Below are 13,151 nucleotides of genomic sequence, written 5' to 3' on the forward strand. Positions count from 1 at the left end.
TCGGGAACGCTAAATAAATTGGTTGATTTAATACTCGGCGCTCACGCTATCCCCTGGACCGGGTCAGGTAAAGACCCCGCGCGACTTCAGGATTGGGGGCCCGTCGAGGGCGGCCAGTGCGATCCGGGCGAAGCCTCGCCGGGGCTTTCGTACTCGCCGCGGGCCAGCGGCACCCACTGCTCGGTCGGCGCGGGCTGCTTCGAAGAGGGGAAGTCGCGCAGATTGCCCGACGGCTTGGCGTCCCACTTGGCGAACGTCAGCGGTGTCTGCAGCCAGGCGTGCAGCAGGTTGTAGGCGGCCTCGAGCGAGTCGATGTGCGTGCGCTCCCAGCCGTGGCTGCCGTCGAGCCCGAAACCGACCAGCGCGGCACGGGTTTCGGCACCGGCCTCGATCGCGGCGGCGGCGTCGGACCGGTAGTAGCGGAACACGTCCCGCGCGAACGGGATGGACTGTTCGTCGGCCAGGCGGCACAGCTTGCGGGTCAGGTGGTAGTCGAAGGGGCCGTGCATGTCGGCCATCGGGATGGTCACGCCGTCCTCGATGGAGTGCTGGCCGGGCGCGCACACCGCGTTGTCCACCGAGATCAGCTCCGCGACGTCCGCGGGCAGGCCGTGGCTGGCGCCGTGGCCGACCTCTTCGGTGATGGTGACCATGATCATGGTGCGGTGCGGCAGGACCATTTTGTTCTGCGACAGCCTCCTGGCCAGCGCCAGCGCGATCGCCACCCCGGCCTTCCCGTCGAGGTGACGGGAGACGATGAAGCCGTCGGCGGTGAGCTCCGGGCTGGCGATCAACGCGACGAAGTCGCCGACGTTCAGGCCGAGACGGATCAGGTCCTCACGGGAGGACACCTTGCGGTCGAGCCGGACCTCGACGTGCTCCCAGTCGGTGGGCTGGGTATCGATCTCGTCGCCGAACCTGTGCCCGCTGGCCTTGAGCGGCAAGACGGTGCCGGTGATGAACTCCTCGGGGTCGTCGATGAAAATCCGCACGCGCGCGCCGGTGGCGAACCGGGCCGAGAACGTGCCGACCGGGATCAGCTCGAGGCGGCCGTTGTCCTTGAGGCTGCGCACCATGCAGCCGATGGTGTCCGCGTGCACCGCCAGCGCGCGGTCAGTCGTGGGCGACTCCCCCGGCAGTTCGGCGGTCAGCGCCCCGCGGCGGGTCAACGTGAACGGCACGCCGCAGTCGTCCAGGATGTCGCCGATCAATTGCATCACCGCGTCCGTGCGACCCGCCGGGCTCGGGGTCTGCAGCAGCGCGAGCAGCGTATCGATCATCCACGCGCGGTCGGCCTCAGCCATGGCCGCGGTCTGGCGCACGGTGTCTCCCCTCACGGTCGTCCGGATTCGCGTTCAACCTACCGTTCCGGCGGGTGCGGCAGGTTTCAGGCGCGGAATTTGTGCTGTTCGCCACCGCAAATGGGGTTACGCTCCTCGTGACCCGGGTCACATCGCGCGCTAGGAGCCCGCCATGAAAGTCGATGCGAACGGACATGAGGAGCAGGACCTCCGCCGGCTGCGCGAGCTCACCACGTTCAACAAGTTCTCCGACGGTGAGCTCCAGCGTCTCGTCGGGGCCGCCCACCGCGTCGCCAGATCCAAGCCCTGGCCGCTGATCCAGGAGCAGACCCCGTCGGACTCCTGCTACATCCTGCTCAGCGGGGAGGCCGGGGTGTACGTCGGCGAGGACCGCGTCGCCCTGTTGGGGCCGGGCGAGGTGATCGGCGAATCCGCGCTTCGCCGTGGGAAATTGCGGTCGGCGACCGTGACGACGACGGGCCCGGCCGAGGTGCTGCGCATCGAGCGCGACGACCTGGCCCGCCTGCTCGACGAGATCCCCGCTCTGCGCGACACCATGGAGGCCACCGCCGCGAAGCACGTGCCCGTGTCCCAACCCGAGCCTGCGGCGAAGCCGAAACCCACCCACTCCCGGGTGGACGCGTTGGTGCCGACGGAGTTGGTCGAGCGGTTCGAGCGGGCCGCCGACGGCGCGGGGATGCGCGTCGACGCCGCGCTCGAGGACGCGCTCACCGGGTGGATCGACCGCAACGGCGGCCGCTAGGACTCCAACTGCGCGATCAGGTCGGCCAGCGCGAGGATCCGCTGGGCGTCGCGCACGTGCAGGTTCTCGATCATCCGCCCGTCGACCGTGATGACGCTGTTGCCCGCCGCCTGCGCCTCCTCGTAGGCCGAGACGATCTTGCGGGCGTCGGCCAGCTCGTCGGGCGACGGCCCGAACACGTCGTTGGCGGGTGCGATCTGCGACGGGTGGATGAGGGTCTTGCCGTCGAAGCCCATCTCGCGGCCCTGGCGGGCCTCGGCCAGGAACGCGGCCTCGTCGGTGATGTCGTTGAAAACGCCGTCCAGGACGACCTTTCCGGCCGCCCTGGCTCCCAGCACGGCCAATGACAACGCGGTCAGCGCCGGCGTGCGCCCGGGCACGTGCAGCCCGTGCAGCTCGTTGACCAGATCGTTGGTGCCGACCACCAGCCCGGCCAGCCGCTCGCTGGCCGAGGCGACCTCCTCGGCCCGCAGGAAGGCGCGCGGCGTTTCGATCATCACCCACAGCTGCATGGGCTCCGGCGCGCCGAGCCGATCGAGCGCCGCGGCCAGCGCCCCCACCTGGGCGCCGGTCTCGACCTTCGGCACCAGCACCCCGTCGGCCGGCGAAGCGGCGACGGCGGCCAGATCGTCGTCGTGCCAGTCGGTGTCCAGGCCGTTGATACGCACCACGACCTCGCGCGGCCCGTAGCTGCCCGACGCGACCGCGTCGCACACCCGCGCCCTCGAGTCGGCCTTGGCGCCGGGCCCGACGGCATCCTCGAGGTCGAGGATCAACAGGTCCGCCGGCAGCGTTGTGCCCTTCTCCAGCGCCCGGTCCTTATTGCCGGGCAGGTACAGGGCGGATCGGCGCGGGCGCAGGGTGGGTGCCACCGACTGAGCCTACTGAGCCTAAGGCCCCGCGAATGTGCGGCTGGCCGCACATTCGAGGTTGAACGTGCGGCTGGCCGCACGTTCGAGGTTGGTAGGCGGGCGCCCCGAGTGGGAACCCTGCGTCGCAGCGGGAAGGAGGCGCTCATGCAGCGACAGGAAATCCGGTCACTGGCCGACCTCGCGGGTGAGGGCACCCGCGTGCTGACGACCCTGGTGCGCGACACCCACAGCGGCATCGCGCGCCGGGTGTTCGGCGCGGTGGGCCCGGTCGCCAGACCCGTCGAGGTCATCCACAACACGACGGCCGCGGCGACCTACTACGCCGTCGACCGTGCGCTGCGGGGCGCGTTGCGCGGCGCCGGCCACCTGGCCGCCGGAACCCGCGGTGACGACGCTGACACGGTCGAAGCCAACCCCAAGGTCGCGGGCGTCATCGCCGCGCTCAACGGGATCTACGGCGACGAGCTCACCGAGCGCGGCAACGGCTTCGCGCTGACGATGCAGGTGCGCCGCCACGGCAGGCCGGTGGGGATGGACGCCGACGCCATCGCGGCCGCGTTCCCGCACGCCACTGGGCGGATCGCGGTGTTCGTGCATGGCTGGTGCATGACCGAACGGGCGTGGCGGCGCCCCCCGCGCGACGGCGACAGCGTCGGCCCCTACGGCGCGCGTTTGCACGACGACCTCGGGTTCACCCCGGTCTACCTGCGCTACAACACGGGTCTGCATATCTCCGACAACGGCAAGTCCCTGGCCGCCCTGATCGAGGAGCTGCGCGCGCGGTGGCCGGTCCCCGTCGAGGAGATCGCGCTGATCGGCCATTCGATGGGCGGCCTGGTGGCGCGCAGCGCCTGCCACTACGGCAGCCGCCACGAACACGACTGGCCCGACGCCGTCCGCCACGTCGTGTGCCTGGGCTCCCCGCACCTGGGCGCCGACCTGGAAAAGGGCGTCAACGCCGCGTCCTGGGCGCTGGCCCGACTGCCCGAAACCGAGGGCGTGGCTTGGTTTCTCAACGCCCGCAGCTCGGGCACCAAGGACCTGCGCTACGGCGCGCTGCTCGACGAGGACTGGAGCGACTGCGACCCCGACGAGTTCCTGCGCGACCGCTGCCACGAGGTGCCGTTTTTGCCCGGCGCGGTCTACCACTTCGTCGCCGCGACGGCGGGGCCGCGCGCGGTCGGCTCGATGCTCGGCGATCGCCTGGTGCGCTCGGCGAGCGCGTCCGGGGTGGGCAAGTCCCGGCGGGTGCCGTTCGAGCCCGACCACGGGTTGACCCTGACCGGGCTGCACCACTTCGACCTGCTCAACCACGCCGCCATCTACGACAAGCTGCGCGACTGGCTGGGCCACCCGCCGGAGCCGACGGGCTAGCAGTCGCCTTTGGACTCGCGCCATCCCCGCTCGAAGGGCAACCGCCACGCGTTGGGCGCGATCAGCTGGTGAATGGCGTTGGGGCCCCACGTGCCCGGCTGGTACATCTTCGCCGGCGGCGGGTCGTTGAGCAGTTCCTCGGACCGCTCCCACAACGACTCGATGCCCTCGGCGGTGTTGAACAGCGTGTGATCGCCGCGCATCGCGTCGAGGATGAGCCGCTCGTAGGCCTCAAGCACGTCGACGACGGTATCGATCTCCTGCGAGGAGAACTGCATGGACAGCTTGTCCAGCTTCATGCCGGGACCCGGTCGCTTGCCGTAGAAGGACAGCGACACCTTCGAGTTGTCGGCGAGGTCGAAGGTCAGGTGGTCGGGGCCCTGGGTGCCCACCCCCGACCCGGGCGGGAACATCGTGCGGGGCGCCTCCTTGAACGCGATCGACACGATGCGGATGCCCTCGGCCATCTTCTTGCCGGTACGCAGATAGATCGGCACGCCGGCCCAGCGCCAGTTGTCGATGCCCACCTTGAGCGCGATGAACGTCTCGGTGTCGGAATCCTTTGCCACGCCCTCTTCTTCGCGATAGCCGTTGTACTGGCCGCGCACCACGTTGGACGGATCGACGGGCAACATCGACCGGAAGACCTTGTTCTTCTCCTCGCTGATGGCGCGCGGCTCGAGTGCGGTCGGCGGTTCCATCACCACGAACGCCATCACCTGGAAGAGGTGGGTGACGACCATGTCCTTGTAGGCGCCGGTGCTCTCGTAGAAGTTGGCCCGCTGATCCAGGCCGAGTTCCTCGGGAATGTCGATCTGGATGTGGTCGATGAAGTTGCGGTTCCAGATCGGCTCGAACAGGCCGTTGGCGAAGCGGAATGCCAGGATGTTCTGGGCCGCCTCCTTGCCCAGGAAGTGGTCGATGCGGAAAACCTGGGATTCCTCGAACGTTTCGTGCAGGAAGTCGTTGAGCGACACCGCGCTTTCCAGATCGGTGCCGAACGGCTTTTCCATGACCACGCGGGAGCGCTCGACGAGTTTCGCGTCGCGCAGCGTGGTGATCACGTCGCGCGCAGCCTTCGGGGGCACCGACAGATAGTGCAGCCTGCGCACGTCGGGGCCCAGGTTGCTCTCGGCCTCGGCGACCATCTCGGCGAGTGCCTCGGGCCCGGCTCCCTGCGGCACGTAGGAGATGTTCTTCGCGAAATCGGCCCACTGCTCGGACGTGAGCTTGTGCGCGCCGAACGAGTCGAGCGCGTTCTTGGCGAGCTCGCGGAATTCGTCGTTGCTGAAGTTTTCGAGCGAGGTGGCGACGATCTGGACCTCGGGCGCCAAATCGGACTGGTTCAGGTAGGCCAGGCCGGGAAGCAGCTTGCGTTTGGCCAGGTCGCCCGTCGCGCCGAACAGGACGATGACGTGCGGGTCCAGCGGGACGGCGTCGTGGCGGTGCGGGCGCGCGCCCGGCGCCGGGTAGGAGATCGTTTGCGGTTTTTTGGTGGCCACCCGTTCGATACTTCCATCGCCGGCGCGTGTGTGCAGCCCCCTATTGCGGGGTACTGGATAGCGGTGACAAATCCCGACCGAGACCCCGTCAGCCACAACGAGGAGCTGGAGAACATCGTCGACCGGCTCGACGAGAAGGTCGCCAACGAGCGCGAAGCCGAAGACGTCCCCGGCAAACCCAGCGAACGGGAGAACACCGCGACCCGCGGCTCGGAGCAGGAGCCTCCCGACTAAACGGTGCTCATGCGCGGTGTGAAACGCCGCGAGGTGCGGGCTGTGAGTCCATTCGCCGACCCTGGCCCCTAAACGGGCGCGCCGAACCAGGTGGTCAGCGCGTCGGCGAGCCCGGCGTCGGAGCCGTCCCCCACCCAGGCGACGTGTCCGTCGGGGCGAATCAACACCGCCGCCGGGGAGGACACCGCGCCTACTGCCGGAAGTTCCCACACGCCAGCGTATTTCGCGTCGACCAGCCTGACCAGATCCGCCCAGGGGCCGATATCCAGTGGCGCGCCGAGGTTGAGCAGCACCGGGCGGGCGTCGTGCAGCAGGGTGAACACCCGCGTCGCGCCGTGCGCGGTGACCAGTTTCAGGTCGGGCATGCGGCGCCCGAGTAGCGGGTGCCCGTCGCCGAGGTCGTACCGGATGTCCAGGCCCGACATCATCGCGCCGAATTGTCGGCGCGGCTCGTCCATGGCGAGAAGCTCGGACATACACTCGCGCAACGCTTTCAGGCGATCGTCGGGCCGCAGCAACGCCATCTGTGCCATCGTGTTGCGCAGCACCCGGGCCCCGACCGGGTGCCGCTCGGCGTGGTAGGTGTCCAGCAGGCCGTCCGGGGCCTTTCCCTGCGCCACCGACGCCAGCTTCCAGCCCAGGTTCACCGCGTCCTGCACGCCGGTGTTGAGGCCCTGCCCGCCCACCGGATGATGCACGTGGGCGGCGTCGCCGGCCAGCAGGACGCGGCCGTGGCGGTACCTCGCTGCCTGCCGCGACGCGTCGGTGAACCGGGAAATCCAAGCGGCGCTGTGGATTCCGTAGTCCGTCCCGTAGACGGCGGCCAGGGCCTCGCGCAGCTCGGCCAGGGTGGGCTCGGCGGCGGGCCCGATCTGCCGTTCGGTGACCATGACCCGCACCGGCCCGCCCTCGGCGGGCGCGCTGAGCGAATGGACGCCGAGGGCGTCGTGGCGGATGCCCCAGGGCGGCGATTCCCCCGGCGCCAAAGCCATTTCGGCCTCGGCCAGCAGGTAGCTCATGGTCGGGTCCCAGCCCGGGAAGTCGATGCCGGCCGCCTTGCGGACGGCGCTGCGTCCCCCGTCGCACCCGACGACGTAGCGCGCCCGCATCAGCTCGCCGCCTGCAAGCTGAACGTCGACGCCGGTGCCGTCCCGGGCGAGGCCGGTCACCTCGCGCCCGCGGTATATCGGCACGGCCAGCTCGTCGACCCAGTCGGCCAGGATGCGCTCGATATGCGCCTGCCACAGCGCGAGCCCGTAGGGGTGCGGGCTGGGAAAGTCGCCGATGTCCAACCGGATCTGCGCGAACCCCGCCACCTGCGCCACCTCGCCCGCGGCGAGGAAACGGTCGGCGATGCCGCGCTGATCGAGCACCTCGAGGGTGCGCGCGTGCAGGCCACCGGCCCGCGCACCGATCAGCTCCCGGTCGGCGCGCCGCTCGACGATCGCGACGTCGGCCCCGGCCAGGGCCAGCTCGCCGGCCAACATCAATCCCGTCGGTCCCGCCCCGGCGATCACCACCGCATGCTCGGCGATCGGTCCGTCACCCATGTCGCACTCCCCCATTCCGCAGGTTCCCGGCCAGCGATTGTGCGCCATGACCCCGGCCTTGCCGCAAGCCCCCGGGTGCGTAATATGGTGAGGTGGGACGGACCGAAAACCGTCCCCTTAAACGTTACCCCGAATCATTAACTGCCCCAAGCGCTTTGGTGCGCTGCTGCGGGTGGCTTGCCAGGTAGTCCGCGACCGGGATCGGCCCGCTCGCGGCGTAGCCGATGGGGAGCAGCACGTCGCCGCTGCTCGTGTGGCAGTAGACGTCCCAGCGGTAGTAGGCGGCGAACGTGGCGGGATCGGCGCCGATCAGCGCCGCGTAGTCGTCGACCGCGCGCACGTACTGGTTCGCGTGGTTGTAGCGGTAGATGGCCTGATCGTGGTCGCCGGCAAAGCCGTTGGCGGCCAGGTAGCGGCCCGCCGCCAGGATGCTGTCGTGGGGCGACGCGATATCCCCGCCCTGCCCGTAGCTGGCGAACGTCGCGGGCAGGAACTGCATGGGCCCCTGCGCGCCGGCTGTGCTCACCCCGGCGATGCTGCCCAGCCGGGTTTCGATGAGATTGATCGCGGCCAGGTAGTTCCACCCGACCCCGGATTCGGCCTCCGCCTGGTGGTAGTAGCCCAGCAGCTCGTCGGCGGGGGCGGGCGGCTCAATGCGCCACGCGGGCAACGTGTCTCGCGTGGGCGTCATCGCGGTGAGCTGCCGCCGCGCGTCGACGTTGCGGTCGTAGACGTCGAGCAGCGGCGGCGGGATCCGCGGCCGGGCCGTCGCATCCCACTCCGGGTGCCGGCCGATCGCGCGGTAGGCGGCCTGTTCGCGATGCGCCGCGGCCGCCAGCGCGCCCTCCCCCGCCGACGGGTCACGCAGCGCGTGCTCGTCGGCGACGAGGTCGTCGGCGAGCTGCGCGGGGTCCGACGCCAGCCCGGGCTGCGCGCCGCCGGGCGCGCCCGAGCAGGCGGGCGCGAAGGCGAGCGCCGCCAGCGCAAGCGGCGCGGCGCAGCAGGCGAATACGCGGTAGCGGCGCACCCGTCAAACGTTAGCGATCGCCGCGGTGTTTGCGAAGGGGCGGCTCAGGCGGCGTAGAAGGTCGTGGTGTTGGCGCCGTAGTCGATGTACACCGGGTGTTCGAGGAACGGAAGCGCCCCGGTGTTCATGATGTACGGCGACGGCGTCGGCGAATAGTTGACGCCGTAGGTGAAGGCGTACAGCAACTGCCCGTTGGGCGCCCAGACATACACCGGCGTCCCGGTCTGCACGTTCAGGCCCGACGGGATGGTTCCCGATACACCGCCGGAATCGATGACCGAGTTGACCGAATATTGCGGGCCCAGCCATCCCAGCGGGCCGGTGCTGATCTCCAGGGTGGTGATCGGCGATCCGTTCAGCGTGGCGATCGGCGTCAGGTTCCCCGGGGCCGGACCGAACTGCAGGTACGGGTTGGGCCCGGTTTCGTTGATCAGCAGGCCCTGGTTGTAGGGCGCCGGCAGCGCCTGGTTCGGGATGCTGGGGCCCGGGCCGCCCGCGTTCGGCCCCACGCCCAGCACGCCCGTCACCCCGTCGGCGGCGAAGTACGAGTCCCACGTCAGGCCGTGCGCCAGCGCGGACTGCAGCGTCGTCGGCCACGCGAAGAGTTCGACGTTGACCGGGGTGCGCGGGGTGACGAGGCCGTTGCCGAAGTTCACCGGCGCGTTGAACGTCGCATAGAGGTAGCTCAGCCCGCCGCTGTATCCGCTGGTACCGAACCCGGTGGGCAGCCCGAGGTTGAACAGCCCAAAGATCCCCCCGATGTTGCTTAGGGGGACGACCAGGCCGGTGGATCCGGTGTCGACGAGGACGGGCGCCATCGGCCCGCTACCGACGGCGACGCCCACCACGGGCTCCACGCCGCCGACCATGGTGATCGGGACCGTCCCGGGCGGACCGGTGGCGACACCGCCGGTCGGGACACTGCCGATCAGCGGGCGGCCGAACAGCAGCTCGGAGGGCGTGTTCACGACGTTGATGACGGCTTGCTGGGCCTGGCCGAGCAGGCCCGCGACGGGACTGTTGCCGACCGCCGCGCCCAGCCAGTCCAGCGCCGCGCCCACGGGGTTGGCGATGGTCGCGGCGGACACCTGTGCCGGCACGGTTTTCAGCGCCGCCGTCCACGGCGACAGTTGTGCCGCCGCCTGCGAGACGCCGCCGTGGTAGCCGACCATCGCGGCGACGTCCTTGGCCCACATCTGCTCGTACTCGGATTCCGCGGCCGCGATCGCCGGCGCGTTCTGCCCGAACAGGTTTGACACGACCAGCTGCACGAGCTGGTTGCGGTTGACGGCGACGACGGCGGGATGCACCGTGGCGGCGACGGCGGATTCGAAAGCGCCCGCGACGGTTTGGGCTTGTGCGGCTGCCGATTGCGCGTGCGTGGCGGCCGCGCTGAGCACCCGCGTGTACTGCGCCGCGGTCGAGAGCATCGCGCCCGACGCCGGTCCCTGCCACGCCTCGGTGGCCAGCCCCGCGGTGACCGAGCTAAACGACTGCGCCGCAGAACTCAACTCGCCCGCCAGCCCGTCCCAGGCCGCCGCGGCGGCGAGCATCGGCTCCGCGCCGGCGCCCGCGTACATCAACATCGAATTGATCTCTGGCGGCAAGACCAAAAAACTCATCCCCGATGTCCTTCCCTCCGTAGGAGGACTTTAGGAAAGGAACGGGCCGGAGAGCTGAAAATGCGCCTTCCCGCGAGCGGCGTTGCGCCGCGGCATGATTGCGATTGTCGCGGTCCGGCGCGGCCCCAGCCCGCTTTTCATCGACACGTAAACCACTGCGAGCAGTTCCGGCGTGTCGTGTGTGTGGTTTACGTGTCGCGAGGGCTTGGCGGATTAGAGCCGAAACATCAAGCGGAAGAAGGTATCTCGCTCAGCCGTAGAAAGTTGTCGTCCCGTTGGTGTAGTCCATGTAGATCGGGCGAGTCAGGAACGGCAAGGCGCCGGTGTTCATATTGCCCGTCGATTGCGTCGGGAAGTAGTCCTGGTTGTAGATGAAGTCGTAGAGAGGCGTGCCGTCAGGCGCGGACACGTAGATGTGGTCGCCCGTCTGCGCATTGAATGTGAGCGTTCCTTGCACGCCGCCGGAGTCGACGTTCGTGAGAACGGGCGTGGGAATCCCGCTGTGGTTGATCTCGACATTCAGCGTGGTGATCGGCGATCCGCTGACCGTGGCGATGGGATGCGCGGCCCCTACGTCGGCAGGGGCGGGACCGAACTCTATGTACGGGTAGGGATTTGGATTGAAGTCGGGATAGTTGGGAGAGGGGGAAGCAGCAGTCACCTCGTTGATGAGCACGCCCTGGTTGTAGCCCGCCGGCAGCGCCTGGGTCGGGATGGAGACGCCCGGGCCGCCCGCGTTGGCTCCGAGGCCCAGCACGCCGACCACCCCGTCGGGGGCGAAGAACTGGGTGAAGGTCCAGGCCCCGCCGAGCCGGGTGGGCCACGAGATCAGCGGCACGTTGTAGGTGGTCGACGAGGTGACGACGCCGTTGCCGAAGTTCACCGGTCCGTTGAAGGAGGCGTAGATGTAGTTCAGCCCGCCGCTGTAGCCGCTGATGCCGAATCCGGTCGGGATGCCGAGGTGCTGCCAGCCGATGTACTGCAGCGGGATGACCAGTCCGGTGGACCCGGTGTCGACCAGGATGGGCACCGACGGCCCGCCGTTGACGGAGAGGTTGACGATGGGCTCGGTGACGCCGTACATCGAGATCGGCACCTGCATCGTCGACGGCGCGTTGACGCCGAGCGCGCCGTTGGCCCCGTTGGCGCCGTACAGCCAGCCGCCGATCCCGCCGGCGCCGCCAAAGGCACCGTTCCCACCTGTGCCGCCGACGCCGCCGTTGCCGATCAAACCGGCCGGCCCGCCAGCGCCTCCCGTCTGACCAACGCCTCCCGATCCGCCGTTGCCGCCGTTGCCCCACAGGATGCCGCCGGCCCCGCCGGCCTGCCCGGTGCCCGGCGCGCCGTTGGTGCCGTTGCCGAGCAACGGGCGTCCCAGCAAGTAGTTGGTGGGCGCGTTGATCACACCCAGGATGTTCTGTTCGGCCTGGCCGAAGCCGGCCTGCACGTCGGTGACCAGGGTGCCGATCGGGTTACTGGTGGCCGCCGCGGTCGCCGCGGCCAGCGCGCCCAGCGGGTTGGCCACCACCCCCGACAGCTGGGTCGACAGTCCCTGCGCGGCCGCGGCCCAGGACGGCAACTGCGAAGCCGCCGCCGAGACGCCGCCGTGGTAGCCGATCATCGCGGCCACGTCGGCGGCCCACATCCGCTCGTAGTCGAACTCCGCGGCGGCGATCGCGGGCGCGTTCTGCCCGAACAGGTTCGACATGACCAGCTGCACGAAACCGTTGCGGTTGGCGGCCACCGCCAGTGGGTGCACGGTGGCGGCGATCGTGGATTCGTACGCGCTCGCCACGGCCTGGGCCTGGGCGGCGGCGGTCTGCGCCTGCGTCGCCGCCGAGCTCAAGTAGCCGGCGTAGCGCGTCGCGGTCTGCATCATGGCCGCCGACGCGGGTCCCTGCCAGGCCTGGCCGGCCAGCCCCGTAGTGACCGAGGAAAACGATTGCGCCGCGGTGGCCAGCTCGGTGCCCAACCCGTCCCACGACGCGGCGGCCGCCAGCATCGGCGCCGATCCGGGCCCGGAATACAGCAGCGACGAGATGATCTCGGGCGGCGACGTCAGAAAACTCATCCCCCAGGGTGTCCCTTCTCGCTCTGCCCCAAGACCACGTCGTTCACCGGGGGTGCGTCACTAGTGCCGGTACGCCCAGACTCTAGGAAAATCCGGCCCGAAAATCTCGGGATTGATCAAACGTCACACCGACCGCATAGCAAGGCACCGCCGGCGGTGTGTCAGCATTTGGCCATGAGTGCACGCAGCCTTGCCCGCATCGTTGGTATCTCGGCCGTGACGGCCTGGGCGGCGCTGAGCGCGCCCGTGATCGGCCCCGCTTCCGCCGACCCATGCTCGGACGTCGCCGTGGTGTACGCCCGCGGCACCCATCAGGAGCCGGGCCTGGCCGACGTCGGCCAGGCCTTCGTCGACTCCCTCACCGCGCAGGCCGGCGGCCGCTCCGTCGACGCCTACGCGGTGAACTACCCGGCCAACGACGACTACCACAACAGCGCGACGGCCGGCTCCAGCGACGCCAGCGCGCACATCCAGGACGTCGTCGCCAGCTGCCCGAAGTCGAAGATCGTGCTCGGCGGGTACTCGCAGGGCTCGACCGTGATCGACCTGGCCAGTCAGACGCTCCCGCCCCCGGTGGCCGACCGGGTGGCCGCCGTCGCCCTGTTCGGCGAGCCCTCCAGCGGGTTCTCCAGCATGCTGTGGGGCGGCCAGCCGCTGCCGACGATCAGCCCGCAGCTGGCCGGCAGGACCATCAGCCTGTGCGCGCCGGACGACCCGATCTGCTCGTCGGGCGGCAACATCATGGCCCACGTCTCCTACATCCAGTCCGGGATGACCAACCAGGCCGCGACGTTCGTGGTCAACCACCTCGGCCCGGCGTCTCCCACCACGTAGA

At 69.7% G+C, this 13,151-nt stretch carries 11 protein-coding genes; 4 read left to right on the top strand and 7 right to left on the bottom strand.

Translation table 11 applies throughout. The annotated features are described in order from the left end of the window. Positions 1 to 86: 86 nt before the first annotated feature. A complete protein-coding gene (locus AC5Y43_RS07080) occupies positions 87 to 1,322 on the bottom strand; it encodes an osmoprotectant NAGGN system M42 family peptidase (protein WP_499970746.1) in 1,236 nt (411 codons plus the stop codon). A 151-nt stretch (positions 1,323 to 1,473) separates the two neighbouring features. Between AC5Y43_RS07080 and AC5Y43_RS07085 the strand changes: the two genes are divergently transcribed. Next, positions 1,474 to 2,064, top strand: a complete 591-nt coding sequence (locus AC5Y43_RS07085; protein WP_499970749.1) for a cyclic nucleotide-binding domain-containing protein — start codon at positions 1,474 to 1,476, stop codon at positions 2,062 to 2,064. On the opposite strand, the gene AC5Y43_RS07090 is transcribed toward AC5Y43_RS07085, so the two are convergent. Next, positions 2,061 to 2,936 (bottom strand): HpcH/HpaI aldolase/citrate lyase family protein, encoded by an 876-nt coding sequence (locus AC5Y43_RS07090; protein ID WP_499970751.1) that lies wholly within the window; start codon positions 2,934 to 2,936, stop codon positions 2,061 to 2,063. The genes AC5Y43_RS07085 and AC5Y43_RS07090 overlap by 4 nt on opposite strands. A gap of 144 nt (positions 2,937 to 3,080) precedes the next feature. On the opposite strand from AC5Y43_RS07090, the gene AC5Y43_RS07095 reads away from it, so the two are divergent. Then, positions 3,081 to 4,310 (top strand): esterase/lipase family protein, encoded by a 1,230-nt coding sequence (locus AC5Y43_RS07095; RefSeq protein WP_499970753.1) that lies wholly within the window; start codon positions 3,081 to 3,083, stop codon positions 4,308 to 4,310. On the opposite strand, the gene zwf is transcribed toward AC5Y43_RS07095, so the two are convergent. Next, positions 4,307 to 5,812 carry a glucose-6-phosphate dehydrogenase gene (zwf, locus tag AC5Y43_RS07100; RefSeq protein WP_499970755.1) on the bottom strand — a complete coding sequence of 502 codons (1,506 nt, stop codon included), beginning with the start codon at positions 5,810 to 5,812 and terminating at the stop codon, positions 4,307 to 4,309. The genes AC5Y43_RS07095 and zwf overlap by 4 nt on opposite strands. A 63-nt stretch (positions 5,813 to 5,875) precedes the next feature. Here zwf and AC5Y43_RS07105 point away from each other — a divergent pair, with 63 nt between their 5' ends. Next, positions 5,876 to 6,046, top strand: a complete 171-nt coding sequence (locus tag AC5Y43_RS07105) for a hypothetical protein (RefSeq protein WP_499970757.1) — start codon at positions 5,876 to 5,878, stop codon at positions 6,044 to 6,046. Positions 6,047 to 6,114: 68 nt separating this feature from the next. On the opposite strand, the gene AC5Y43_RS07110 is transcribed toward AC5Y43_RS07105, so the two are convergent. The 4 genes from AC5Y43_RS07110 to AC5Y43_RS07125 all read right to left on the bottom strand — a co-directional run bounded on the left by AC5Y43_RS07110 (position 6,115) and on the right by AC5Y43_RS07125 (position 12,316). Then, entirely contained in the window at positions 6,115 to 7,581 is a 1,467-nt protein-coding gene (locus tag AC5Y43_RS07110) for an FAD-dependent monooxygenase (protein ID WP_499971522.1), read from the bottom strand. Between the two features lie 139 nt (positions 7,582 to 7,720). Beyond that, positions 7,721 to 8,578 (bottom strand): lytic transglycosylase domain-containing protein, encoded by an 858-nt coding sequence (locus tag AC5Y43_RS07115; protein WP_499971524.1) that lies wholly within the window; start codon positions 8,576 to 8,578, stop codon positions 7,721 to 7,723. A gap of 89 nt (positions 8,579 to 8,667) precedes the next feature. After that, entirely contained in the window at positions 8,668 to 10,245 is a 1,578-nt protein-coding gene (locus AC5Y43_RS07120) for a PecA family PE domain-processing aspartic protease (protein ID WP_499970760.1), read from the bottom strand. Positions 10,246 to 10,495: 250 nt separating this feature from the next. Further along, positions 10,496 to 12,316: a PecA family PE domain-processing aspartic protease gene (locus AC5Y43_RS07125; protein ID WP_499970761.1), complete on the bottom strand. Its 1,821-nt coding sequence runs from the start codon at positions 12,314 to 12,316 to the stop codon at positions 10,496 to 10,498. A gap of 174 nt (positions 12,317 to 12,490) precedes the next feature. Here AC5Y43_RS07125 and AC5Y43_RS07130 point away from each other — a divergent pair, with 174 nt between their 5' ends. Further along, complete coding sequence (locus AC5Y43_RS07130; protein WP_499970765.1) at positions 12,491 to 13,150, top strand: cutinase family protein; 660 nt, start codon at positions 12,491 to 12,493, stop codon at positions 13,148 to 13,150. The last annotated feature ends 1 nt before the right edge of the window (position 13,151 follow it).

The organism is Mycobacterium sp. NGS57 (genome assembly GCF_059812405.1).

Coding starts and splice junctions, on each gene's coding strand:
- AC5Y43_RS07085 (WP_499970749.1), top strand. CDS start 1,474: ATGAAAGTCGATGCGAACGGACATGAGGAGCAGGACCTCCGCCGGCTG.
- AC5Y43_RS07095 (WP_499970753.1), top strand. CDS start 3,081: ATGCAGCGACAGGAAATCCGGTCACTGGCCGACCTCGCGGGTGAGGGC.
- AC5Y43_RS07120 (WP_499970760.1), bottom strand. CDS start 10,245: ATGAGTTTTTTGGTCTTGCCGCCAGAGATCAATTCGATGTTGATGTAC.
- AC5Y43_RS07125 (WP_499970761.1), bottom strand. CDS start 12,316: ATGAGTTTTCTGACGTCGCCGCCCGAGATCATCTCGTCGCTGCTGTAT.
- AC5Y43_RS07130 (WP_499970765.1), top strand. CDS start 12,491: ATGAGTGCACGCAGCCTTGCCCGCATCGTTGGTATCTCGGCCGTGACG.